Annotated in this window: 22 protein-coding genes and 1 riboswitch; of the genes, 10 read left to right on the top strand and 12 right to left on the bottom strand. The window is 72.7% G+C overall.

What is annotated here, in order from left to right; genetic code table 11:
• Positions 1-174: 174 nt before the first annotated feature.
• The 3 genes from GTY47_RS00260 to rsmH are packed head-to-tail and all read right to left on the bottom strand — an operon-like array spanning position 175 to position 3590.
• Positions 175-2142, bottom strand: coding sequence for a penicillin-binding protein 2 (locus GTY47_RS00260; RefSeq protein ID WP_040903120.1), 1968 nt, complete (start codon positions 2140-2142; stop codon positions 175-177).
• Positions 2139-2588 carry a septum formation initiator family protein gene (locus GTY47_RS00255; protein ID WP_010039340.1) on the bottom strand — a complete coding sequence of 150 codons (450 nt, stop codon included), beginning with the start codon at positions 2586-2588 and terminating at the stop codon, positions 2139-2141. The genes GTY47_RS00260 and GTY47_RS00255 overlap by 4 nt, the downstream gene beginning before the upstream one ends.
• A gap of 45 nt (positions 2589-2633) precedes the next feature.
• Positions 2634-3590 (bottom strand): 16S rRNA (cytosine(1402)-N(4))-methyltransferase RsmH, encoded by a 957-nt coding sequence (rsmH, locus tag GTY47_RS00250; RefSeq protein ID WP_010039338.1) that lies wholly within the window; start codon positions 3588-3590, stop codon positions 2634-2636.
• A 371-nt stretch (positions 3591-3961) separates the two neighbouring features.
• Here rsmH and GTY47_RS00245 point away from each other — a divergent pair, with 371 nt between their 5' ends.
• The 4 genes from GTY47_RS00245 (at position 3962) to GTY47_RS00230 (ending at position 9586) form a co-directional block, all read left to right on the top strand.
• Positions 3962-4513, top strand: coding sequence for a carbonic anhydrase (locus GTY47_RS00245; RefSeq protein ID WP_010039336.1), 552 nt, complete (start codon positions 3962-3964; stop codon positions 4511-4513).
• Positions 4514-4791: 278 nt separating this feature from the next.
• Complete coding sequence (locus tag GTY47_RS00240) at positions 4792-5832, top strand: MoxR family ATPase (RefSeq protein ID WP_010039333.1); 1041 nt, start codon at positions 4792-4794, stop codon at positions 5830-5832.
• Positions 5832-7193, top strand: coding sequence for a DUF58 domain-containing protein (locus GTY47_RS00235; RefSeq protein ID WP_010039331.1), 1362 nt, complete (start codon positions 5832-5834; stop codon positions 7191-7193). The genes GTY47_RS00240 and GTY47_RS00235 overlap by 1 nt, the downstream gene beginning before the upstream one ends.
• The gene (locus tag GTY47_RS00230; RefSeq protein WP_010039330.1) at positions 7193-9586 is read left to right on the top strand and encodes a DUF3488 and transglutaminase-like domain-containing protein; all 2394 of its coding nucleotides are present in this window, start codon (positions 7193-7195) and stop codon (positions 9584-9586) included. The genes GTY47_RS00235 and GTY47_RS00230 overlap by 1 nt, the downstream gene beginning before the upstream one ends.
• A gap of 205 nt (positions 9587-9791) precedes the next feature.
• Here the strand turns inward: GTY47_RS00230 and GTY47_RS00225 are convergent, their stop codons facing one another.
• From GTY47_RS00225 to GTY47_RS00215, 3 genes are all read right to left on the bottom strand, one after another.
• Positions 9792-10193, bottom strand: coding sequence for a DUF3040 domain-containing protein (locus GTY47_RS00225; protein ID WP_010039328.1), 402 nt, complete (start codon positions 10191-10193; stop codon positions 9792-9794).
• A 279-nt stretch (positions 10194-10472) separates the two neighbouring features.
• Entirely contained in the window at positions 10473-11279 is an 807-nt protein-coding gene (locus GTY47_RS00220) for a methyltransferase (RefSeq protein ID WP_010039324.1), read from the bottom strand.
• A gap of 192 nt (positions 11280-11471) precedes the next feature.
• On the bottom strand, positions 11472-12035 hold the full coding sequence (locus tag GTY47_RS00215) for an SAV_6107 family HEPN domain-containing protein (protein WP_010039321.1): 564 nt from the start codon (positions 12033-12035) through the stop codon (positions 11472-11474).
• A gap of 179 nt (positions 12036-12214) precedes the next feature.
• Between GTY47_RS00215 and GTY47_RS00210 the strand changes: the two genes are divergently transcribed.
• The 4 genes from GTY47_RS00210 to GTY47_RS00195 all read left to right on the top strand — a co-directional run bounded on the left by GTY47_RS00210 (position 12215) and on the right by GTY47_RS00195 (position 17743).
• Positions 12215-13015, top strand: a complete 801-nt coding sequence (locus GTY47_RS00210) for an ATP-binding cassette domain-containing protein (RefSeq protein ID WP_029181128.1) — start codon at positions 12215-12217, stop codon at positions 13013-13015.
• Positions 12987-15071, top strand: a complete 2085-nt coding sequence (locus GTY47_RS00205) for a YhgE/Pip domain-containing protein (protein WP_010039317.1) — start codon at positions 12987-12989, stop codon at positions 15069-15071. Before GTY47_RS00210 ends, GTY47_RS00205 begins: the two co-directional genes overlap by 29 nt.
• 71 nt (positions 15072-15142) lie before the next feature.
• Entirely contained in the window at positions 15143-15772 is a 630-nt protein-coding gene (locus GTY47_RS00200; RefSeq protein ID WP_010039316.1) for a TetR/AcrR family transcriptional regulator, read from the top strand.
• Positions 15773-16249: 477 nt separating this feature from the next.
• Entirely contained in the window at positions 16250-17743 is a 1494-nt protein-coding gene (locus tag GTY47_RS00195) for an NAD(P)/FAD-dependent oxidoreductase (protein WP_010039315.1), read from the top strand.
• A gap of 27 nt (positions 17744-17770) precedes the next feature.
• Here the strand turns inward: GTY47_RS00195 and GTY47_RS00190 are convergent, their stop codons facing one another.
• The 6 genes from GTY47_RS00190 to GTY47_RS00165 all read right to left on the bottom strand — a co-directional run bounded on the left by GTY47_RS00190 (position 17771) and on the right by GTY47_RS00165 (position 22887).
• Positions 17771-18718, bottom strand: a complete 948-nt coding sequence (locus GTY47_RS00190) for a hypothetical protein (RefSeq protein WP_010039314.1) — start codon at positions 18716-18718, stop codon at positions 17771-17773.
• 56 nt (positions 18719-18774) lie between these two features.
• On the bottom strand, positions 18775-19698 hold the full coding sequence (metF, locus tag GTY47_RS00185; RefSeq protein ID WP_010039313.1) for a methylenetetrahydrofolate reductase [NAD(P)H]: 924 nt from the start codon (positions 19696-19698) through the stop codon (positions 18775-18777).
• Positions 19699-19803: 105 nt separating this feature from the next.
• Positions 19804-20466 carry a thiamine phosphate synthase gene (thiE, locus tag GTY47_RS00180; RefSeq protein ID WP_010039311.1) on the bottom strand — a complete coding sequence of 221 codons (663 nt, stop codon included), beginning with the start codon at positions 20464-20466 and terminating at the stop codon, positions 19804-19806.
• A 353-nt stretch (positions 20467-20819) separates the two neighbouring features.
• On the bottom strand, positions 20820-21185 hold the full coding sequence (locus GTY47_RS00175) for an Rv2175c family DNA-binding protein (protein WP_010039310.1): 366 nt from the start codon (positions 21183-21185) through the stop codon (positions 20820-20822).
• A 77-nt stretch (positions 21186-21262) separates the two neighbouring features.
• Entirely contained in the window at positions 21263-22504 is a 1242-nt protein-coding gene (locus tag GTY47_RS00170; RefSeq protein ID WP_010039308.1) for an FAD-dependent oxidoreductase, read from the bottom strand.
• Between the two features lie 32 nt (positions 22505-22536).
• Complete coding sequence (locus GTY47_RS00165) at positions 22537-22887, bottom strand: hypothetical protein (RefSeq protein WP_010039306.1); 351 nt, start codon at positions 22885-22887, stop codon at positions 22537-22539.
• Between the two features lie 55 nt (positions 22888-22942).
• A riboswitch (TPP riboswitch) is annotated at positions 22943-23054 on the top strand.
• On the opposite strand from GTY47_RS00165, the gene thiO reads away from it, so the two are divergent.
• Together thiO and thiS are read left to right on the top strand one after the other, a co-directional pair.
• Positions 23052-24221 carry a glycine oxidase ThiO gene (gene thiO / locus GTY47_RS00160; protein WP_010039303.1) on the top strand — a complete coding sequence of 390 codons (1170 nt, stop codon included), beginning with the start codon at positions 23052-23054 and terminating at the stop codon, positions 24219-24221. It overlaps the preceding riboswitch by 3 nt.
• A complete protein-coding gene (thiS, locus tag GTY47_RS00155) occupies positions 24218-24418 on the top strand; it encodes a sulfur carrier protein ThiS (RefSeq protein WP_010039301.1) in 201 nt (66 codons plus the stop codon). The genes thiO and thiS overlap by 4 nt, the downstream gene beginning before the upstream one ends.
• Positions 24419-24420: the final 2 nt, after the last annotated feature.

Genomic DNA, 24420 nt, shown 5'->3' with positions numbered 1-24420 from the left:
GGCGTACCCGCCTCCGGGCGAAGTGAGGGGCGGGGGGAGCTCTGGTTCCCGGGATCGGGGGTGATCGTTGTCACGGGGGCGGTCCTGGTGGCTCGGTGGTGCTCGGTGCTGATCAGGGCTTGACGGTTCGGGGTCGGTTCGGTTCTCGGGGCGGGTCCAGTTCTCGGGGCCGGTTCAGTTCTTGAACGTGACGGGCAGCCTCGCGGGCTTGGCCCCGGTCGGCGGGACCTGGAGGGACTTCAGTGCGAACTCCATGACCTGCTTGTAGACGGGGCCGCAGATCTGGCCGCCGAAGTAGTTGCCCTTGGTGGCGTTCTGGATGGCGCAGTAGACGGTGATGCGGGGCTTGTCGGCGGGGGCGAACCCGGCGAAGGAGGAGGTGTAGCCGTGGTACTTGCCGGTGGCCGGATCCACGCGGTTGGCCGTGCCCGTCTTGCCCGCCACGCGGTAGCCGGGGATGCGCGCCTTGGTGCCCGTGCCCTCCTCGTCGTCCACGACCGACTCCAGCATCTGGGCGAGGGTCTTCGCCGTCTTGGCGCTGACGACCCGGGTCTTCTCGGGCTTGGGGGCCGGAGTGAAGCGGCCGTCGGGGCCCCTGGTGCCGCGCACGAGCGTGGGTTCGACGCGGACGCCGCCGTTGGCGATGGTCGAGTACACCGACGCCGCCTGCATGGCGTTGATGGAGACGCCCTGGCCGAAAGGGATCGTGTACTGCTGCGAGGTCGACCACTTGTCGGGCGGGGCGAGGATGCCCGGGGTCTCGCCGGGGAAGCCGAGGCCGGTGTAGCGGCCGAGGCCGAACTTGCGCAGGTAGTCGTAGAGGACCCTGTTGGCCTGGGCCTGGGTCTTGCCGAGCTGCCCGGTGGCGAGGATGGTGCCGATGTTGCTGGACTTGGCGAGGACGCCGTTGAGCGTCAAGTACCAGGTCGGGTGGTTCACGTCGTCCTTGAAGAGCCGGTCGCCGCGGTGCAGCCGGTTGGGCACGACGACGTGGGTCATGGGGGTCGCCGCGCCCTCCTGGAGGACGGCCGCCATCGACATGACCTTGGCGGTGGAGCCGGGCTCGAAGGCGTCCTGGAGTGCCGCGTTGCCGAGCGCGGCGGGGTCGGCGTCGGACAGGTCGTTGGGGTCGAAGCCGGGTGAGTTGGCCATGGCCAGGACCTGGCCGGTGCGGGTGTCCTGGACGATGACGTAGCCGCGGTCGGCCGCGGACTCCGTCACCTGGTCGCTGATGGCCTTCTGGGCGGCCCACTGGATGTCGCGGTCGATGGTGAGCTCGACGTCGCTGCCGGGCACGGCGGGTGTCTCGGTGGAACCCGCGGTGGGGACGAGCCGGCCGCCGGACTGGGCGTAGCGGATCTTGCCGTCCTTGCCGGCCAGCCGCTTGTTCAGCTGGAGCTCGATGCCACCGCCGGGCTTGCCCTCGCCGTTGACCCAGCCCAGTATCCCGGCGGCGAGGTCGCCGCCCGGGTACACGCGCTTGCTGGTGGCGACGGAGAAGACACCCGCGAGGACGTTGTGCGTGGACTTGTCGGTCTCCTCCTTCTTGGCGAGCGCGGACTTGAGGTCCTTGATCTGCTTCCAGACCTGCGGGGTCTGGCGGGAGGCCAGCTTGACGTACCGCAGCGCCTTGTTCTTCGGCCGCAGCTTCTCGACCAGGGTCTCCTGCTCCTGGCCCAGGATCGGCGCGAGCAGCGCGGCCGCCTGCTCGGGGCCGTCCCCGATCTTCAGCTTGTCGGGGGCGAACATCGTGGGGTCGGCGGTGATGTCGTAGGCGTCCTCGCTGGTCGCCAGGGCCACACCGGACCGGTCGGTGATCTCGCCCCGGTCGGCGGCCAGCACCTGCCCGACGTACCGGTTCTGTTCCGCCTTGGCGGCGTACGTGCTCGCGTCGACGGCCTGGACCTGGAACAGCCGCACGACGAAGGCGATCAGCACCAGCGTCAGCGCGAGCCCGACCAGACGCAGCCGCGGTCGGGGGCTGCCCAGCCGGAGGGGCTTGGGGGCCCCCGGACGGGCCGGGCCCGGGCGGCGGGCCGGTCGGGCTCCGGGGCCGGGACGGCGCCGGGCGTCGGGGCGAGCGGGCCTGGCGGGGCCGGGCACGCGGCGGCGCGGGGGTTCCCTGTCGGTCACTTCCGTCACCTGCCGGAGATCGAGGTGGAGCCGTCGGACATGGCCTCGGGGGCCAGGACCAGGGGGATGTGGGCGGAGGTCGGCCGGACGCCGGGGGCGGGGCTCGGGACGCCCTTGACGGTGCCGTCGGGGGCGAGGAAGGCGGGGTCGCCGCCGGGGACCATGCCGAGTTCGCGGGCGCGGCGCTGGAGAGCCTCGGGAGCGGAGTAGGCGTCGATGTCCCGCTGGAGGGCCTGTTCCTCGTCGGTGAGGCTCTTGGTCTCGCGCTGGAGGTCGTCGAGCTTGAACGCGCCTTCGCTGAGGGCCGAGTTCAGCACGAGGAGGCCGATGAGACCACCGCCGAGGAGGAGGACCACGAGGAGGACGAAGGGGGTGCGGGCCGCCTGCCCGGGGCCGGTCGGGAAGAGCTGCGCGAGACGTGCCGCCCTCCCCTTCAGTTCGGGTTTACTGCTCACTCACGCTCCCTCGGGTCCGGGACACCCGCCCGCCCTGCACGTGGCTCACTCGATGTCCTCCCTGATGCGCTGGGCGCCGCGCAGCCGCGCCGGTGCCGCCCGCCGGTTCTCGGCGATCTCCTCCTCCGTGGGGAGTTCGGCACCTCGCGTGAGCAGCTTGAGCCGCGGCTGGTAACGCTCGGGCACGACGGGCAGCCCGGGCGGCGCCGTGGTGGCGGCACCCGCCGCGAACACCTGCTTGACCAGCCGGTCCTCCAGCGAGTGGTACGACAGCACGGCGATGCGCCCGCCCACGTCCAGCGCCTTCACGGCGGCCGGGATCGCCCGCTCCAGGACGGCGAGTTCGCCGTTGACCTCGATGCGCAGGGCCTGGAAGGTGCGCTTGGCCGGGTTGCCGCCGGTGCGCTTGGCGGCCTGCGGCAGCGCGTCCCGGATCAGCTCGACCAGCCGCGCGCTGCTGCTGAACGGCTCCTTCTCGCGCTCGCGCACGATCGCGGACACGATCCGCTTGGCCTGCTTCTCCTCCCCGTACGCCCGGAGGATGCGCACCAGCTCGCCCGGTGCGTACGTGTTGAGGACCTCGGCGGCGCTGACCCCGGACGTCTGGTCCATGCGCATGTCGAGCGGGGCGTCCTGGGCGTAGGCGAAACCGCGGTCGGCCTCGTCGAGTTGCATGGAGGAGACGCCGAGGTCGAACAACACGCCCTGCACGCGCGCGATGCCGAGCTTGCGCAGCACCTCGGGGAGCTCGTCGTACACGGCGTGGACGAGGGTGGCGCGCTCCCCGTAGGGCGCGAGGCGCTCGCCGGACAGGCGCAGGGCCTCCTTGTCGCGGTCGAGGGCGACGAGGCGGACACCGGGGAACCTCTCCAGGAGCGCCTCGCTGTGGCCGCCGAGGCCGAGGGTGCAGTCGACGACCACGGCCTCCGGGCCCTCCAGGGCGGGTGCCAGCAGATCCAGGCACCGCTGGAGCATCACCGGGACGTGTCGACTCTGGCTCAAAGGGCCCTCTCAGATCCGGCGCGGCCCTACGCACCGCCGGGTCCCCGCCCGCTCGAAGGGGAGGCCTGCCGGCGCCGGAAGCGTCAGCCGACCGGGAGCGGGAGGAGGCCGAGCCGTACGTACGCGCCGCGCACGTGGGGAGACCTCCGGCCGTCGCCGGGGTCTCCGGGGAAAACAGTCCAGCGGGGAGGGTCTCGCCTCCCGCTTCGCGTCACTTTAGTCCACCCTGTCTCCCGGTCAATCAACCGGCCTGCGCGTCGCGACCGCCGGCACACCACCCTTGTGGGTTACCTCACATCACAGGCCCGCTGGCGTTCTTTGTCCACTCCCACAAGAGGCCCGGACGGGGTGTGACCAGTAACGTCATGGATATGACGACTTCTGCATCGGTTCCCACAGCCTCGGAGAACGCCCCGGCCGGCGGCGGCACGGTCACCGACCGCCTCGTCGACGCCAACGCCCGGTACGCCGCCGAATTCACCGACCCGGGGATGGACGCCCGGCCCGTGCTGCACGTCGCCGTCGTGGCCTGCATGGACGCCCGCCTCGACCTGCACGCGGCACTGGGCCTCGAACTCGGCGACTGCCACACGATCCGCAACGCGGGCGGCGTCGTCACCGACGACGTGATCCGCTCCCTCACCATCAGTCAGCGCAAGCTGGGGACGCGCAGCATCGTCCTCATCCACCACACGGGCTGCGGTCTGGAGAGCCTCACCGAGGACTTCCGCAACGAGCTGGAGGCCGAGGTCGGCCAGCGCCCGGCGTGGGCGGTGGAGTCCTTCCGGGACGTCGACCAGGACGTACGGCAGTCGATGCAGCGCGTGCGCACCTCGCCGTTCCTGCCGCACACGGACGACGTGCGGGGTTTCGTCTTCGACGTGAAGACCGGCCTGCTGCGGGAGGTCGACCCGGCCGCCTGACCTGCTCGCCCGCCCCGGACACAACCTGCTGTAGCTGTCGAAAGCCTGTCAGTCACGCGTTCGAATGGTCGCAAGGCCGACATATCGCGGCCAGTTATCCACAGTCGAGTGACACGAATCGGTAACGGCAGCAAGAATGCGGGAGTGGCGTCGCGCGGAACTTTTCACGCGTGGTGTCCGTGGTTCGGGGTGGGCCGGCCCGCGTCATGCGGCGTCGACCCGGGAAAATGGGGTATCCCGTGCTCCCTGGGAGCAAGGGAAAGGCCGAGGAGGGCCGGGTGACGACCTATGACGATCGAGCGAGCCTCACTGATCTGACCGCCGTGGTGGAACGCGTGCGGGAGTCGGTGGAAGGCGTGATCGAGGGCAAGCCCGAGGTCGTACGGCTCTCGCTGACCGTACTGCTCGCCGAGGGACATCTGCTGATCGAGGACGTCCCGGGCGTCGGCAAGACGATGCTCGCGAAGGCACTGGCGCGGTCCATCGACTGCTCGGTGCGGCGCATCCAGTTCACGCCCGACCTGCTGCCCTCGGACATCACCGGTGTGTCCATATGGGACCAGCAGCGCCGCGACTTCGAGTTCAAGCCGGGCGCGATCTTCGCGCAGGTGGTGATCGGCGACGAGATCAACCGCGCCTCGCCCAAGACGCAGTCCGCGCTCCTGGAATCCATGGAGGAGCGCCAGGTCACCATCGACGGCAAGACCTACGAGCTGCCCAGCCCCTTCATGGTGGTGGCGACGCAGAACCCGGTCGAGATGGAGGGCACCTACCCGCTCCCGGAGGCCCAGCGCGACCGTTTCATGGCCCGGGTCTCCGTCGGCTACCCGAGTGCCGAGGCCGAGCTTCATATGCTGGACGTGCACGGCGGCGTCTCGCCGCTGGAGGACCTCCAGCCGGTGGCCCACGCGCACGAGATCCTCAAGCTGATCGAGGCGGTGCGCGGCGTCCACGTCGCCGAGCCGGTCCGGCGCTACGCGGTGGACCTGGTCGGCGCCACGCGCACGCACCCCGACCTGAGACTCGGCGCCTCCCCGCGCGCGACGCTGCACCTGCTGCGCGCGGCGAAGGCGTCCGCGGCCCTGAGCGGCCGGGAGTACGCGCTGCCGGACGACGTGCAGGCACTCGCCGTCGCCGTCCTGGCCCACCGTCTGCTGCCCACCGCCCAGGCCCAGCTCAACCGCCGCACGGCCGAGCAGGTCGTCGAGGAGATCCTCCAGCGCACTCCGGTGCCGGCCGCGCCACCGCAGCAGAGCGGCTTCGGCGGCCTCGGCCGGGGCGTGCCGGCGTATCCCCAGCAGCCGCCGCGGAGGCTGTGATGACCACCGCGGGGGCGGGGCAGGCGGAGGCCGACCGGGGCGAGAAGGGCGGCATCCGCACCGCCCTGGCCGGTCTGACCACCCGCGGACGCTCCTTCCTGGCCGCCGGCGTCGCGGCCGCCGTCTGTTCGTACGTGCTCGGGCAGAGCGACCTGCTGCGCGTGGGCCTGCTGCTGGCGGTGCTGCCGCTGGTCTGCGCGACGGTGCTGTACCGCACGCGCTACCGGGTCGCGGGCAGCCGCCGCCTCTCCCCCGCGCGCGTGCCGGCCGGCAGCGAGGCCCGGGTCCACCTGCGGATGGACAACGTCTCGCGGCTGCCCACGGGCCTGCTGATGCTCCAGGACCGGGTGCCGTACGTGCTCGGTCCCCGGCCCCGTTTCGTGCTCGACCGGGTGGAGGCGGGCGGCCGGCGCGAGGTGTCCTACCGGGTGCGCTCCGACCTGCGCGGCCGCTACCCGCTGGGCCCGCTCCAACTGCGCCTGACCGACCCGTTCGGCATGTGCGAGCTGACCCGGTCCTTCTCGACGTACGACACCCTGACGGTGATCCCGCACGTGGAGGCGCTGGCGCCGGTGCGCCTCAGCGGCGAGGCGAAGGGGTACGGCGACGGGCGGCTGCGTTCGCTCGCGCTGGCCGGCGAGGACGACGTGATCCCGCGCGGGTACCGCTACGGCGACGACCTGCGCCGGGTGCACTGGCGCTCCACCGCCCGCTACGGCGAGCTGATGGTGCGCCGCGAGGAGCAGCCGCAGCGCGCCCGCTGCACGGTGCTGCTCGACACCCGGGGCATCGCCTACCAGGGCGCGGGCCCCGACTCGGCCTTCGAGTGGGCCGTGTCGGGCGCCGCGTCCGTGCTGGTGCACATGCTCGAACGGGGCTACTCGGTACGGCTGTTGACGGACACCGGCAACGCGGTGCCCGGCGAGGGCGGAGACGGCTTCGCGGGCGCGAGCCAGGAGTCGGCGGACGCGGCCGGGCTGATGATGGACACCCTCGCGGTGATCGACCACTCCGACGGCGCGGGGCTGTCCCGGGCCTACGACGTGCTGCGCGGCGGGAACGAGGGGCTGCTGGTGGCCTTCCTCGGCGACCTGGACGAGGAGCAGGCGGCCGTGCTGGGCCGGATGCGGCAGCGCAGCCCGGGCGCGGTCGCCTTCGTGCTGGACAGCGACACCTGGGTGCGGGAACCGAGCGATGTGCCCGGGCCGTTGGACCGGAGCGGGGAGCGGCTGCGCATGTTGCGCGAGGCGGGCTGGACGGCCCTCGGTGTGCCGCGGGGTGCCTCCGTGGACGAGCTGTGGCGGCAGGCCGACCGGGTGCGCAGGGGCGTGGTCGCCGCGAGCGGCGGGGAGGGACCGTGATGAGCGGGCGGGTACGGCTGACGCTGGGCGCGTGGGCGGCCACACTGATGGCCGCGTGCGCCCTGCTGCCCCTCGTCAAACCGGCGACGTGGATCGTCCAGGCGGCCTTCCTGCTCGCCGTGCAGGCCGGTGTGGGCGCCGCGGCCCGCCGGGTACCGCTGGCGCGCCCGCTGACGGTCGCGGCGCAGGCCGTGGTCACGGTCGCGCTGCTGACGTTCGTGTTCGCCCGTGAGCAGGCCCTGGCCGGGCTGATCCCCGGGCCGCAGGCCATCGACCGCTTCACGCTCCTGCTCCAGCAGGGCGGGGAAGACATCGCGCGGTACGCGATCCCGGCGCCCCTGGAGTCCGACGGCATCCGGCTGATGCTCATCGGCGGTGTCCTGATCATCGGACTGCTGGTGGACACCCTGGCGGTGACCTTCCGCAGCGCCGCCCCGGCCGGTCTGCCGCTGCTCGCGCTGTACTCGGTGGCCGCGGGGCTGTCCGACGGGGGCACGGACTGGCTGTGGTTCCTGGTGGCGGCGGCCGGTTATCTGATGCTGCTCCTGGCCGAGGGCCGGGACCGGCTCTCCCAGTGGGGCCGGGTCTTCGGCGGGGCACCGCGCACGGCCGGAGGGGAACCGAGCGGCGCGCTCGCCCCGGTCCGCACCGGCCGGCGCATCGGCGTGGTCGCGCTGGGCATCGCCCTGGTGGTGCCGCTCGGCCTGCCCGCCATGAACGGCGGCCTGCTGGACTCCGTGGGCACGGGCGCGGGCGGCGGCACGGGCAGCGGCGGCACGATCTCCGCCGTGAACCCGCTGGTGTCGCTGCGCGACAGTCTGAACGTGGACGAGGACCGGCAGGTCCTCTCCGTGAAGACGAAGATGGCCGACGTCTCGGACCTCTATCTGCGGATCGTGTCCCTGGACGACTTCGACGGCACCACCTGGAAGCCGTCCCGGCGCTCCATCACCGCCGTCCCCGACGGCACCTTCCCGACTCCGATCGGCCTCGGTCCCGACGTCAAGCGCACGGAGGTCGACACCACGATCACGGCGGCCGGCTGGTACGCCCAGGACTGGCTGCCCATGCCGTACCCGCCGAGCGGCGTCAGCATCCGGGGCAACTGGCGTTACGAGCCCCTGGGCATGACGCTGGTCGGAGACCACGGCCAGAACACACGAGGGCTGACGTACCGGGTCAAGAGCCTGGACGTGCAGCCGACGGCGGAGCAGCTGGCCTCGGCGCCGCCTCCGCCGGCGGCGATCGAGCGCGACTTCACCAAGCTGCCCGACTCGCTGCCGTCGGTGGTGGCCCGCACCGCCCGCCAGGTCACCGCCGGCGCCGCCAATCCCTACGACCAGGCGGTCAAGCTCCAGGACTGGTTCGCCGTGACCGGCGGCTTCGAGTACGACACCCAGGTGCAGGTCGGCAGCGGCTCGGAGGGCATCGCCCGCTTCCTGAAGGACAAGCAGGGCTTCTGCGTGCACTTCTCCTTCGCGATGGCGGCGATGGCCCGCTCCCTGGGCATACCGGCCCGGGTCGCGGTCGGCTTCGCGCCCGGTTCACCGCAGGCGGACGGCTCGGTGTCGGTGGGGCTGCGCGACGCGCACGCCTGGCCCGAGCTGTACTTCGAGGGCGTGGGCTGGACCCGCTTCGAGCCGACGCCGAACCGCGGCTCGATGCCGCCGTACACCCTGCCGGACAACCCCGGCAGCTCGGTGCCGGACGAGGCGCGCCCGTCCCGGACGTCGTCCGCCGCGCCGTCCCCGACGCCCTCGACGAGCGACAGCTGCACGCCGGAGCAGAAGAAGCTGGGCGGCGGGTGCGCGAGCGAGTCCCCGCAGGCGGTGCTGCCCACGGGGGACGACGGCCCGAAGTGGTACGCGCTCCTGGCCTGGACCCTGGGCGGCCTCGCCGTCCTGGTGCTCCCGCTGGCACCGATGCTGTGGCGCCTGCGGACCCGCGCGGTACGGCTGGGGGCGCACGGCCGCGGTGAGGCGGACGCGATGCCGCACACGCTGGCCGTCTGGCAGGAGCTGACCGACACGGCGTGGGACTTCGGCATCGCGCCGGACGAGTCACAGACACCGCGCAAGGCGGCCGCCCGTATCGTCCGGCTGGGCTCTCTCGACGCGACGGCCGCGGCCTCGGTGCACCGGGTGGCGAACGCGGTGGAGCAGGTCCTGTACGCACCGCACCCCCGCCCGACGGCGGGCCTCACGGACGACGTCCGCCGTGCGGCGGCGGGCCTGAGCGCCGGGGTCGGCCGCGGCGCCAGACTCCGTGCGGTTCTCGTCCCGCGCTCCACCGTGCGCCTGGTGTGGGCGGCGTCGGCCTGGTGGTCGGGCATGCGGGCACGTGCCCTGGCGCTGCGGCCGACGTGGCGGAAGGCATCGGGACAGCAGGGCTGACGGGCGCCGGGGGTCTGGGGCCGGTCGGGCTTGTTTCCGGCCGCCCGCGCCGCCTCCCCCGGGGCACGGAGGCGCCTGCCTCGGGAGCCAGTCGCGCCAGGTACGCGTACATCAGGGCCTGGTAGGCATACGTCAGGGGTGACCACCCAGTCGGTGGTCACCCCTGACTCATGTCTTCACATGTCCTGGAGAGCTGCGCTCCGGGCTAATGGCCGCCCTGTTCGTCGCGGCGCTTCTGCCAGCGCTGCTCGATGCGGTCCATCATGGAGCGCCGTTGCCGGCCCTGTCGGCGGGCGGCCTGCTGTCCGCCGGCCCCCGCCGCCTGTTCGCCCGGCTTGGGGGCCTTGCGCCAGCCGGTCACGGCCAGCACCGCACAGCCCAGCATGACGAGGAAGCCCACGACGCTGAGCCAGACCTGCTTGGCGACCATACCGGCCATGAGGAGCGCAATACCTACGAGGAAGCCCGCGACCGCCTGGTAGACCCGCCGCCGGGTGTACGTACGCAGCCCGCTTCCCTCAAGCGCCGACGCGAACTTGGGATCTTCGGCGTACAGCGCTCGCTCCATCTGCTCGAGCATGCGCTGCTCGTGCTCCGAGAGCGGCACGGAGTCCTCCTCATCGTGCAGTCGCCGGGGCGACCCGGGGGGTCTCTTCAGGATAGGCAGGGAATCGCCCCCGTGAAACCCGCCCCTCTGCGCCATTTGGCCAACCGGAACCCGCCATGGACGTCCCCGGCTCGCTGAGGCTTCCATTCCCCGGCGGCCGACCCGTCATGCCGGAACGGTCTCCCTCGATCATACGGCGCCAAGCCCCCATTCGGGGGGCCTGTGGCGTACTCCATGCACAGCCAAGGCGCTGATCAGCGGCGGTACCTCAGGAGGGACTCAGGCCTCGGGAGACCCAGCAGTCTCGATCGCCTCATCGGTCTCGATGGTCTCGGCGGTCTCACCCAGCACATGAAGCTGCGTGGCCACCGAGTGGAAGGCGGGAAGCTCGGCGGCGGCCTCCTCCAGCTTCAGCAGCGCCTCCAGAGCGCCGGGCTCGGTGTCGACGAGGACGCCGGGCACGAGGTCGGCGAAGACCCGCACGCCGTGCACGGCGCCGACACGCAGGCCCGCGCCCTCGACCAGCCCGGTGAGCTGTTCGGCGGTGAAGCGGCGCGGGACGGGGTCACCCGCGCCCCATCGACCGTTCGGGTCGTCGAGCGCCTGGCGGGCCTCCTTGAAGTGACCGGCCAGGGCGCGGGCCAGCACGGCACCGCCGAGACCGGCGGCGAGCAGGCTGAGGACACCCTCCGGGCGCAGGGCGGCCACCGCGTTGCGGACCCCCTCGGCCGGGTCGTCCACGTACTCCAGGACGCCGTGGCACAGCACCACGTCGTAGCCGCCGCGCTCGGCCACGTCGAAGAGGCCGTGGGCGTCACCCTGCACGCCCTTCACCCTCTCGGCGACCCCTGCCTCGGCGGCCCGGCGCTCCAGGGCGAACAGCGCGTTGGGGCTGGGGTCGACGACGGTGACCCGGTGGCCGAGACGGGCGACGGGCACCGCGAAGTTGCCGCTGCCGCCCCCGGTGTCGAGGACGTCCAGCGACTCCCGACCCGTGGCCTTGACCCGGCGGTCCAGGGCGTCCTGGAGGACCTCCCAGACCACGGCGGTACGGAGTGAGGCGCGGGGGCGCATCGGGTCCGACACGGCAGTTGACTCCTCGGCGCGGCACCGCCTCTTGCACGGCGGAGCGAACGGGGTGTCTCCCCGGCCCCGGTGACGGGGAGGGAAGACTTCAGGCGTCCCCCACCCTATTGCCTCCGCCAGGGCAGCCGGCATGGCCCGGTACTCACCCGGACACGCGTCGGCCCGACCGGGCGGACACGCGCCGCCGCCCGCTCAGCCCGCGTCCGGCATGTCCCGCCCCTCCCCCGGCCCCTCGGGCCGGTCCTGGTCCGGGCGGGGCTGTGGGAGGACCGGCTGGAGGACCAGCATGCGCTCGACGAGGCGGAGGAACATCGCCACGTCCCGTATCAGGTCGTCGGCGTCCCGGCTGCTGGCCGCGTCCTGGATGCCCGCCTCGGCGCGGGCGCGGCGCCGGGCGCCGGACGCGAACAGCGCGCTCCACTCGGACAGTTCGGGCGCGATCTCGGGGAGCACTTCCCAGGCGCTCCTGATCTTGGCCCGGGCCCGGGGCGAGGTCTCCGGCCGCCCCCGGGCGGCGAGCACGGCGGCGGCGGTGCGGAGGGCGGCGAGATGGGCCGTCGCGTAGCGCTCGTTCGGTGTTTCCAGGACGGTGGCCTCTTCGAGGCCGGCGCGGGCCTGGGCGAGCAGGTCGAGGGCGGCGGGCGGGGCCGTGGCCCGGCGCAGCACGGGGTGCACGTCGCTCGCCGGGCCGGTCAGTGAGGGGGCAGGGCCGGTGGCGCGGCGCCGACGGGCGGCTGCTGCGTGGTAGCTGGCCATGACGAACCTCCTGTCGTCTGTGTGACGGCACGTCCGGCCACGGAGTGCCGTATGTGACCCATCGTGAGGTATGGCACTGACAATCCGTTCTGACCTGCGGTTTTGCTTCGATCGTAGGTTCGGAGTAGTTTTTGCACTGACCAGTCAGTTCAAATTCTCCGACAGATCGAGGGAGACTCGTGGGGGAACGAGTGGGAGGGGCGCGGGTCGCCGCCGAGGGCCTCGGGGTCAAAGGGCCGCGCGGCTGGGCGTTCCGCGGTATCTCCGTCGATGCCGAGCCGGGTTCGCTCGTCGCGGTCGAGGGCCCGTCCGGGTCCGGCCGCACGTGCCTGCTGCTCGCGCTGACGGGGAGGATGAAGATCGCGGAGGGCACCGCCACCGTCGGCGGGGCCAGGCTCCCCAAGCAGTTGTCGGCGGTGCGTCGCGTCAGCGCCCTGGCCCATGTGCCCGGGGTCAGCGACCTCGACCCGGCCCTGACCGTCGGCGAGCACCTGCGGGAACGGGCGCTGCTCCAGCGGCGGTTCGGCGACTCCCTGCGCGGGCTGTTGCGGCCCCGTGGCGAGCGGGCGGCCGAGGCCGGGCAGCGCGTCGACGCGGCACTGGCCGCCGCCGGTCTCGACCTGGAGGCACTGCCCAAGGGGCCCCGTACCGCCGTACGCGATCTGGAGCGCGTGGAGGCGCTGCGGCTGTCCATCGCCCTCGCCCTCGTCGGCCGGCCCCGGCTGCTCGGGGTCGACGACACCGACCTCAAGCTCTCGGACGGCGAGCGGGACGAGGTCTGGTCCCTGCTCAGGTCCCTCGCCGGCGCCGGGACGACGGTCGTGGCGGTGTGCAGTGAGGCCCCCGAAGGCGCCGTCAGGGTGTCCACCCACGAGAACCAGGACGCCCGGGAGAACCAGGACGACCCGGCCGCCGAGGACGAGAAGGCCGGTCAGGGAGAGGAGAAGGCCGATGCGCTCGCCGAGACTGGCCGCGCTTGAGCTGCGCCGCTTCGGCAGGGGCAAGCTGCCGCGCGCAGCGCTGGTCGCGCTGCTGGTGCTGCCGTTGCTGTACGGCGCGCTGTACCTCTGGTCGTTCTGGGACCCGTACGGCCGTCTGGACCGTATCCCCGTGGCGCTCGTGAACGACGACAAGGGGGCGACCGCCGACGGGAAGAGGATCACGGCGGGCGACGACATCACGAAGGGCCTGCACGACAGCAAGACCTTCGACTGGCAGGAGGTCAGCGCCGCCGAGGCCCGCAGGGGAGTCGAGGACGGCACCTACTACCTGTCGCTCACCATGCCCGCCGACTTCAGCGAGCGGATCGCCTCCAGTTCCGGGAAGTCCCCGGAGACCGGCGCCCTCCAGGTGCACACGAACGACGCGAACAACTACATCGTCGGGCAGATCTCCCGGACGGTGTTCAGCGAGGTGCGGCAGGCCGCATCCACGAAGACGTCGCGGTCCTTCCTGGACAGGATCTTCGTCTCGTTCTCCGACATCCACGGCAAGACCGTGCAGGCGGCGAAGGGCGCCGACAAGCTCAAGGGCGGTATCGGCAAGGCCGAGAAGGGCTCCAAGGACCTCGCCGACGGCCTGAAGGACGCCAAGGACGGCAGCGGCAAGCTGTCCACGGGCCTGAAGAAACTCCACACGGGCGCGGGCGACCTGGAGGACGGCTCGAAGCAGGTCGCGGAGGGCACGCAGAAGCTCGCCGACCGGGTCAACACGACCGCCGGCAAGGTCGGCCCCTTCCTCAGGGGCAACGAGAAGACCATCGGTGACACGGCCCGGCTGGTCGCCGACTCCTCCGGTGCGATCCGCAAGCACCTGGACACCCTGGCGAGGACGGCACCGACCGCCGCCAAGGGCGCCCGCACGGCGTCGGACACGCTGAACGGGGTCTACGCCAGGCGCTGCGACGACCCCGTCCTGCCCGACGCCGCCTGTGCCGACCTGAAGAAGGCCAAGGACGCGGCGGCCGACGTGGCCGTCATCGCCGGCGACGTCAACACACTGATCGCGGACCAGAACGGCGACCTGACGAAGCTCGACAAGAACCTCGCCGCCCTCCAGAAGCAGTCCCAGGCTCTCGCAGACCGGGCGCCGCACCTGTCCGAGGACCTCGACGACGCCGTCAAGAAGATCAACAAGCTGAACGACGGGGCCGCGAAGGTCGCCGCGGGCGCGAAGAAGCTGCACAAGGGGCTCGGCACGGCCAGGACCGGTGCCGTCGACCTGGACAAGGGCGTCGGCCGGCTGAAGACGGGCGCGGACGACCTCAGCGGCGGCATGTTCAAGCTCGTCGACGGCTCCGGCAAGCTCGCCGGCGGGCTGCACGACGGGGCGGAGCGGATCCCCGACTACGACAAGCAGGACCGCGACCAGCGCACCGAGGTCATGGCCGACCCCGTGCGGCTCGCCTCCCAGGACCTGCACAAGGCGCCCAACTACGGCACCGGGTTCGCCCCGTACTTCATCCCGCTGTCGCTGTGGGTGGGCGCGATGGTGGCCTACATGCTGATCGCGCCGATGAACCGGCGCGCGCTCGCCGCGGGCGCCCCGGCATGGCGGATCGCGCTGGCCGGCTGGCTGCCGGTGGTGGCGATCGGGGTGCTCCAGACGGTGGCCCTGATGTCGGTGCTGCACTGGGCGGTCGGCCTGGAGATGGCGCGGGCGGCCGGGACGGTGGGCTTCCTGTTCCTGGTGACGGCGTGCTTCGCGGCGATCGTGCAGTGGCTGAACGCGCGCTTCGGGGCGGCGGGCCGGATCCTCGTCCTCGCCCTGCTGATGCTCCAGCTGACCTCGGCGGGCGGCACGTACCCCGTGCAGACCAGCCCCGGCTTCTTCAACGCGCTCCACCCGTTCCTGCCGATGAGCTACGTCGTCGACGCTCTGCGCAGGCTCATCACGGGCGGCGGTCTGGAACCGGTGTGGCACGCGTGCGTGGTGCTGACCGCGTTCACCGCCGGCGCCCTGGCGCTGACCGCCGTGGCGGCCCGCCGCCGCCAGGTGTGGACGCTGGACCGGCTGCACCCGGAGCTGAGTCTGTGAGCCCTTCGGCGACATCCCCGGTGAACCCTTCGGTGACATCCCCCGGAAAGGTTCCTGTGACAATCGGGGCCATGGAAAGCAGCAGTGCCGCGTCGGGCGGCAGCACGCGCCGCGAGGCCACCCGGCAGAAGCTCTACGAGGCGGCCGTCACGCTCATCGCCGAGCAGGGCTTCTCCGCCACGACCGTGGACGAGATCGCCGAGCGTGCCGGAGTCGCGAAGGGCACGGTCTACTACAACTTCGCGAGCAAGTCCGTCCTCTTCGAGGAACTGCTGCGGCACGGAGTGGGCCTCCTCACCGCCTCCCTGCGGGAAGCGGCCGAGCGGACCGCCCGGGATGGCGGCACCAAGGTCGACGCCCTGGACGCGATGATCCGCGCGGGACTGGTCTTCATCGACCGCTACCCGGCCTTCACGCAGCTGTACGTGGCCGAGCTGTGGCGCACGAACCGGGCCTGGCAGTCGACGCTGATGGTGGTCCGGCAGCAGGCCGTCGCGGTGGTGGAGGACGTGTTGCGCGACGGCGTGGCGGGCGGTGAGTTCAGCGACGAGATCGACATCCCGCTGACGGCGGCCGCGCTGGTCGGCATGGTCCTGGTGGCCGCGCTGGACTGGAAGTCCTTCCAGCCGGAGCGCTCCCTGGACGACGTCCACGCGGCGCTGTCCCGGCTGCTCCAGGGACGGGTGAGCGGCTGCCGCTGAGGGCACACCCCTGAACGCTGCCGCTGAGGGCATCCCTGGTGCAGATGTGAAAGCGCCGGTCCGCTGTGGCCGCGTCCCCCGCGGGCCACCTCGAACCGGCGCCTTCCCTGCTCCCCCGTTTTCCTGCTCCCCCGTACTTCCCCCGCAGGACCCCCGTTCGGTCATCCCCCGGTTCTCCCCCGTGCCTCGCTCCCGCCGACACCGTCGGCGGAAGGAGCGGATCGTGGGCCCGGTCCCGTTCCGGCGCCCCGTGTCGCCGGTACCGGAACCGTGCCCCTCTCCGTGCCTCCACTCTCTCGTTCTCGCAGGTCGCCTCCCATCCGCGCGCGTACTCAACTCCCTCACTAGGTACGGGTACTCAGCCCTGCGCACGCGGCCACAGAACGCCCCGTGGCCGGCTGGTCACGATCGCCTCCGCGTCCGTACTCGGAGGCGGCCGCGCAAAGGTTGTCAGTGGGGGCCGATAAAGTCCCTGGCATGGCACGGATTGCGGTGATCGGCGCCGGGATGGGCGCGCTGGCGGCGGCCGCCCGGCTGGCCGTCGCGGGCCACCGGGTGGTGGTGTACGAGCGGACGGACACGTACGGCGGAGCGCTGCGCCGCTTCGAGCGCGACGGGTTCTCCTTCGACACCGGCCCCGGCCTGCTCCCGCTGCCCGCCGTCTACCGCGATCTGTTCGTCAAGACCGGCAAGGAGCCGCTGGAGGCCTGCGTCGACCTGGTCCAGGTCGACCCGTCGTCCCGGCACGTGTTCGCGGACGGCACCCGGGTGTCGCTGCCGAACGCCTCGCGCGCGGGCGTCGTGGCGGCGCTGGACGAGGCGCTCGGCTCCGGGGCCGGGAAGCGCTGGGGCGACTTCCTGGTGCGGGCCCGCGAGGCCTGGGACCGCACCCGCCGGCCCCTCCTGGAGGAGCCGCTGTGGCCGAACTGGCAGGTGCTGGCCGAGCGCGAGCCGTACCCGGCGGTGCCTCACAAGCGGCTGCTGCGCACCCGCCGGGCCGGCACGCTCGCCGAGGTCGGCGCCTGGGAGCTGCGGGACGCCCGGCTCACCGCCCTCCTGGAGAGCCACGCCCTGGCGTACGGCCTGGACCCCCGGACGACCCCGGCGAGCGCTGCCGTACTGCCGTACCTGGAGCACGCCTTCGGCACCTGGTACGTGCGCGGCGGCCTGCGCGAGCTGGCCCGCGCGGTGTACGAGCGGTGCGTGGCCCGAAAGGTCGAGTTCCGTTTCGGCGCCGACGTGACCGGCGTGCTGGAGAAGGACGGCCGGGCGTCGGGGGTGGAACTCGCCGACGGCACGGTCGCGGAGGCGGACTTCGTGGTCGCGGGTGTCGCGCCCGGCACGCTGGACCGGCTGTCGGCACCGGCCAGGGTGCGAGGTGACGGCGAGGTGCCGCCGCAGCCGGCGTCGGCGAGCCGGGTCACGGTGCTGCTCGCCCTGCGCGGCGCCCGCCCCGAGGGCACGGCACACCGCACAGTGGTGCACGCGGCGGACCGCGAGGCCGAGTTGGACGCCCTCTTCGGCACGGCGGCGCGGCACCCACGCCCTACGGTCACGGTCCTGCGGCCCGACGACCCGCGGCTGGTCCCGGATCCGGACCACGAGGCGGTCACCCTCACGACGGTGGTGCCCGCGCGGCCCGACGAGCCCTGCGACGACCTCACCGAAAACATGATCACGGTCGCCGAACGCGCCGTACCGGACCTGCGCGACCGTCTCCTCTGGCACGACGTGCGCACCCCGGCCGACATCGCCGAGGCGACCGGCGCGGAGGGCGGGGCGGTGCCGGTGCCCGCTCTGGCGGCGGGCGGCGGGCGGCTGCTGCATCCGTCCAACAGCACCCGCGTGCCCGGTCTGTTCACCGTGGGCGGCTGGGCGCATCCCGGTGGCGGACTGCCGCACGCCGGCATGTCGGGCGCGCTGGTGGCGGGACTGATCGTGGAGGGGCCGGAGTTCCGGGGCTCCCAGTAGGCTCGCCGCCCCAGCGGCGTTCAGGCTTCAGAAACGGTACTGCTCGTCGAAGCCGTTCCCGGGTGTCTGCTGCTGCCCGGTGCCCTGGTACGGGTACGACTGCTCCGGCGGCAGCTCCTGGCCGTACTCGTCGGTGTTGCGCTGCTGCGGGACCCAGGCACCGCCGGGCGGGGTCTCGCCCCCGTAGGTACCGGCGTACTGGTCCTGGCCGTAGCCCTGCTGGGCGTAGTACTGCTGGTCGCCGTAGGAGGTGTCGTACGAGCCTCCGCCGTAGGTCGGCGAGCCGATGTACGGGTCGGAGTAGGCGGCGTACTGCTGCTGGTCCGTGGCGTCGTAGCCCTGCTGCCGACCGTAGCCCGAGTAGTCGTAGGCGTAGGGCTGGTCGGTGCCCTGGGCCGTGGCGGCGTACTGGTCGTGGGGCAAGCCCGGCTGGTATCCGGTGTCGCCGTACACGCCGTAGGAGCCGGTGTCGTCGGGCACGGGCTGCGGCTCGTAGACGGCGGTGGTCTCGGCGGCCGTCGGGTGGACGGGGCGCGACGGGGTGAAGACGTCGTCGTGGTCGTAGTCGTCGTCCTGGCCGTAGGCGGGGGCGGTGGCGTCGTGGCGGTAGTCGGCGCCCTCGTCGCCGAAGCCGCCGTCGGCCGCCTCCAGGCCCGAGACCTCAAGGCTCGGCTCCTGGCGGCCGCGCTCACCGCGGCGGCCCTTGCCGCCGCCCAGCATCGGCGCGTTCATCGCCCAGCCGGCCGAGAAGCCGCTGCGGAAGGACAGGGTGACGTACGTCTGCCCGACCGCGAAGGCGGCCGCACCCAGCCCGATCACGACGACCGACGGGATCAGCACACCGACCACGACACCGAGGAAACCGACGAAGGCGAGCAGCCGCCAGCGCAGCCGTGCCTTGTACTGCAACAGCACCTCGCCCAACAGCCACAGCGCGACGATGCCGAACGCGATGTAGAGGACCGCCCAGCCCATGTACGCCCCTCTCCCAGTCGCCGCTACGCAGTGTGTCGTATACCGGTGCGAACGGTCTAGGCCTGCGGTCGGTGGTGCAGGCCCAGGTTCTCGTAGATTTCCAGCGTCGCCGTGGAGTTGTTGAGCGTGATGAAGTGCAAGCCGGGCACGCCCTCGGCGAGCAGCCGCGCACAGAACTCCGTGGCGAATTCGATACCAATGGAGCGTACAGCGGCCGGATCGTCTTTTGCTGTGAGGATCCGCTCTTTCAGGGCGGCCGGGAACGCGGCGTTGGTGAGGGACCCGATCCGCTCCAGCGACCGCACGCTGGCGATCGGCATGACCTCGGGAATGATCGGGGTGTCGCAGCCGGCGGCCGAGACGCGGTCGCGCAGCCGGAGGTAGTCCTCCGGGTGGAAGAACATCTGCGTGATGGCGTAGTCGGCGCCCGCACGGCACTTGTCGACGAAGTGACGGACGTCGGAGTCCCAGTCGGTGGAGCGCGGGTGCATCGCCGGGAAGGCGGCGACGCCCACGCAGAAGTCGCCGGACGCCTTGATCAGCTCGACCAGTTCGGCGGCGTAGGCGAGACCCCGGGGGTGCGGCACCCACTCGCCCATCGGGTCGCCGGGCGGGTCACCGCGCAGGGCGAGCATGTTGCGGATCCCCGCGTCGGCGTACTGGCCGATGATGTTGCGCAGGTCGGCCACCGAATGGTCGACCGCCGTGAGGTGCGCGATGGGCGTGAGGGTGGTGTCGGAGGCGATCGCCTCGGTCGCCTTGACCGTGCCCGCCCGGGTGGAGCCGCCCGCGCCGTACGTCACGGAGACGAAGTCGGGCGCCACGGCCTCGACCCGGCGCAGCGCGTTCCACAGGTTCCGCTCGCCCTTCGGGGTCTTCGGGGCGTAGAACTCGAACGAGTACGTCGTTTTGCCGGTCGCGAGCATGTCGCGGACGGTGCGCGCGTGGTCCGACCTGATGGATGCGGTGCCGAGGGCCATACCGGCAGGTTAGCCAGGGGCGGTCGGTCCCCCAACCGGGCGCAGGGTTTTGCCCGTTTTGCGCACTTGTTGTCCATCCCTTGGACAAACCGGCCCACAAACCGGCTACCGCTTCTCCCGCAGCCTCTCGGCGAACTCGGCCGCCGCCGCGCCGGGGTCGTCGGCCTCCGTGATCGCCCGTACGACGACGGCGCGGCGGGCCCCCGCTTCCAGGACCTGGTCGAGATTGCCGAGGTCGATGCCGCCGATGGCGAACCAGGGCCGGTCGGTGCCGAGGGCGGCGGTGTACCGGACGAGGTCCAGGCCGGGGGCGTGCCGGCCGGGCTTGGTGGGGGTGGGCCAGCAGGGGCCGGTGCAGAAGTAGTCCACGCCGTCCTGGACGGCGGCCGCGGCGGCCTCGGACTCGGCGTGCGTGGAGCGGCCGATCAGGACGCCGTCGCCGAGGATCGCGCGGGCCGCGGGGACGGGGAGGTCGCCCTGGCCGAGGTGCAGTACGTCGGAGCCGGCGGCGTGGGCGACGTCCGCGCGGTCGTTGACCGCGAGCAGCTTGCCGTGCCGGGCGCAGGCGTCGGCGAAGACGGCCAGGTGCTCCAGCTCCTCGGCCGCCTCCATGCCCTTGTCCCGCAACTGCACGATGTCGACCCCGCCCGCCAGGACGGCGTCCAGGAACTCCACGAGATCGCCCTGCCGCTTGCGCGCGTCGGTGCAGAGGTAGACCCGGGCGTCGGCGAGCTGGGCGCGGGCGGTGCCGGCAGTTGTGGCGGCCATGCGTGTGTCCCCCTGGTTTGTCGGTGGCGTACGGGTGCGGGGTGCGCGCCCCGGCGCCGTCAGGTGCGGCTGCTCCCATGGTTCCGCACCGGCGCGGGTGCGGGCGCAGGTGGCCCATCGTTGCGCACGGGTGCGGATGCACCGGTGGCACCGTACAAGTGCGGGCGGGCCCAAGCGCCGGAACGCCCGCTCCGGTGACTCCGGTCGGCCTCCCCCCCCCGGCCGGGCACAAGCCACCCCCTGACCGGGACCTTGCGGGTCGACCGCACAGGCCCCGGCCCACACACACCGGGCGTTTGTTCAGGTCCGGCCCCGCTCGCACGGCACCGGACGGTTGTTCGGTCGTGGTCGGGTCAGACCGCGAGCGCCTGGGCGCGGCGCTTCACCTCCGTGCCGCGGTTCTCGCTCAGGGCCTGGGCCGGCGTGCCGGGCAGGCTCGGGTCGGGGGTGAAGAGCCACTCCAGCATCTCTTCGACCGTGAAGCCGTCGTCCCGCAGGAGCGTCAGGGTCCCGGACAGGCCCTTGACGACCTTGTCCCCGTCGATGAAGGCCGCGGGGACGTGCAGCGCGCGGTTCTCACCGCGGCGTACGGCGATGAGCTGGCCGTCCTTGACCAGCTGCCGCACGCGCGTCACCTCGACGCCGAGCTGTTCGGCGATGTCGGGGAGGGTGAGCCAGGCAGGGACGAGAGCATCGATCTTTGCGTCAATCTCGGTCACGGAAACCAGCCTGCCATCCCCCACTGACAGTCGGAAGTCGGGCCCGCCCACCTGGGCGGACACGCCCGCCTCGACAGCTACGCCGTCGCCGCCTTCAACGGCCTCGCCGGGTCCGCCAGCAACGCCGGATTCATCGGCGTGCCCGACTCGATCAGGCGGCGGCCCTGCGCCAGGTCCCGGGGGCGGCCCACCGCCAGCAGCGCGACCAGCCGGTCGCCGCGCAGCCAGCAGACCGTCCAGGCCGGTCCGGCCGGGTCGCCCCGCCAAAGGGTCGTGTCGGCGGCCGCGTGGTGCCCGGCGTACTGCACGAACCGTCCGAACTGCTCCGACCAGAAGTACGGCACGGGGTCGTACACCGCCGGGGTCTCCCCCGAGGCCCGGCCGACGATGTTCACGGCGACCGTGCGCGGCCCCTGGAGGGCGTTGTCCCAGTGGTGCACCAGCAGGCGCTCGCCGTACCGGCCCGAGGGGAAGGAGGCGCAGTCGCCGACCGCGTACACGTCGGGCACCGACGAACGAAGGTGCTGGTCGGCCACGATCTCGCCGTGCGTGCCCAGCTCGATCCCGGAGCCGGACAGCCAGGCCGTGGCCGGACGGGCGCCGATGCCGACGACGACCGCGCCCGCGGGCAGCCGCGAGCCGTCGTCGAGGACCACCGTTCCGGGTTCCACACGCTCCACGCGCGCGTGCGTCCGCAGCACGGCACCCGCGTCGGCGTACCAGCGGGCCATCGGCGCGGCGACCTCGGCGGGCAGCGCCCCGGCGAGGGGCCGGTCGGCGGCCTCCACGACGGTCACCGCGCAGCCCGCCTCGCGCGCGGCCGTGGCGAACTCCGCGCCGATCCAGCCCGCGCCGACGACCACGATGTCGTGCCGGCGGGCCAGCACCGGCCGCAGCCGCTCGGCGTCGTCCAGGGTGCGCAGCAGGTGCACGCCCGGCACGCCCTCCGCCCCGGGCAGCCGGATCGGTTCGGCACCGGTCGCGACGACCAGGACGTCGTACGGCACGGGCCCGTCCTCGGTGTCCAGCTCGTGGTCGCCTGGGCGCAGGCCCAGCACCTCGCAGCCGAGCCGCAGTTCGATGCCGAGGGCCTCGAAGTCGACGTCGAAGGCTGAGCCCTCGGCCTTGCCGAGCAGGACGGCCTTGGACAGGGGGGGCCGGTCGTAGGGCTGGTGCGGCTCGGCGCCGAGCACGCTCACCGTGCCGGTGAAGCCCTGCTCGCGCAGGGCGACCGCGGTCTGGACACCGGCCATGCCCGCGCCCGCCACGACCACGCGCCCCGGCGCGGACGAACCTGGTTCCTGCGTCTGCTCGCTCACCTGATCACCATAGACAACTGACATTTCGTCAGTCAGTGCTCATCCGCAGTGACCTGCTCCACAACGCTCGTCCCGCTGCCCGCCTGGGACTCCCACTCCCAGCTCTCCTCCAGCCGCACCCGCCCGTCGGGCAGTTCCACGACGGTCGACACGCAGTGCCCGGAGGAGGTGGTCCCGTCCCCCTTGAGTTGTACGTACCGGAAGTCCAGCCTGTCGCCCTCCCGGGTACCCACGAGATGTCCGCGTACGACGTCGCCGCCCGAGTACTCGGCCCAGACCTCTCCGTCCTGCTCGTGGTACGTGAACCGGGTGCGGGTCCCCACCTGGCCGGGTGCCTGGTCGGCGACCGGGGCCAGGACGAGACCGTCGAGGGATCGGGCCATGGCGGTGGCTCCCTTACTGCGGCGTACGGCATCGGGCTAGGGTGGGTGGCCAACGTAAGGCACTCGCGGGAGCCCGGACGCACCGGGCTGAGAGGGAGGCTGGCGGCCTCCGACCGTACGAACCTGATCCGGGTCATGCCGGCGAAGGGAGGGGCTGGACGCCCATGTCGCGTACGCGAACGTCAGACGTCCTCGTCGTCGGGGGCGGGATCATCGGCCTGGTCACCGCGTGGCGGGCCGCGCAGCGCGGACTCGCCACGGCCGTGGTGGACCCGGAGCCGGGCGGCGGAGCCGCACAGGTGGCGGCCGGGATGCTGGCCGCCGTCACGGAACTGCACTACGGCGAGCAGACCCTGCTCGGTCTGAACCTCGCCTCCGCCCGGCGCTATCCGGACTTCGCGGCCGAGCTCACCGAGCAGACCGGCCACGACCTCGGCTACCGCCGGTGCGGCACGCTCGCCGTGGCCCTGGACGCCGACGACCGGGCCCATCTGCGCGAACTGCACGCCTTGCAGCAGCAGTCGGGCCTGGAATCGCAGTGGCTGTCGGGGCGGGAGTGCCGTCGCCTGGAGCCGATGCTCGCGCCGGGCGTGCGCGGCGGGCTGCGGGTCGACGGGGACCACCAGATCGACCCGCGGCGGCTGGCCGGGGCGCTGGTCGCCGCGTGCGAGCGGACCGGTGTGGTCTTCCACCGGGCATGGGCGGAGCGGCTCACCGTCGTACGGGACCGGGCCACGGGTGCCGTCACGGACGACGGCACCCCGCTGGACGCCGGACAGGTCGTGCTGGCCGGGGGCAGTCTCAGCGGGCGGCTCGCGGGCGTCCCGGAGGATGTGCTGCCCCCCGTGCGGCCGGTGAAGGGGCAGGTCGTACGGCTGACCATGCCGCAGCGGCACGGGTCGTTCCTCAGCCGGACCGTGCGCGCGGTCGTGCGCGGCAGCCATGTCTACCTGGTGCCGCGCGAGAGCGGCGAGCTGGTCATCGGGGCGACCAGCGAGGAGCTGGGCTGGGACACCACCGTGACCGCGGGCGGTGTGTACGAGCTGCTGCGCGACGCGCACGAGCTGGTCCCGGGCATCACCGAGCTGCCCCTCACCGAGACCCGGGCCGGACTGCGCCCCGGCTCCCCCGACAACGCGCCGCTGCTCGGCCCGACCGGTCTCGAAGGGCTCTCGTTGGCCACCGGGCACTACCGCAACGGCGTCCTGCTCACGCCGGTCACCGGCGACGCCATGGCGCACGTCCTGACGACGGGTGAACTCCCCGAGGAAGCCCGCCCCTTCACTCCGAAGCGCTTCAGCACCGCCACCGCCCTCACGGAGCAGCCCGCATGAACATCTCCGTCAACGGGGAGCCCCGGGACGTCCGGCCCGGTACGGCTCTCGACTCCGTCGTGAAGTCCCTCACCGCCGCGCCGTCCGGCGTGGCCGCCGCCCTCAACGAAACCGTCGTCCCGCGCGCCCAGTGGCCGTCCACGCCCCTCGCCGAGGGGGACCGCGTGGAAGTCCTCACCGCCGTCCAAGGAGGCTGACC

This window comes from Streptomyces sp. SID5464 (genome assembly GCF_009862985.1).
In the GTDB taxonomy this organism is placed as follows: Bacteria; Actinomycetota; Actinomycetes; order Streptomycetales; family Streptomycetaceae; genus Streptomyces; species Streptomyces chartreusis_D.
The sequence above is the reverse complement of the archived record's forward strand: the minus strand, read 5'-3'. Positions and strand labels throughout refer to the sequence as shown.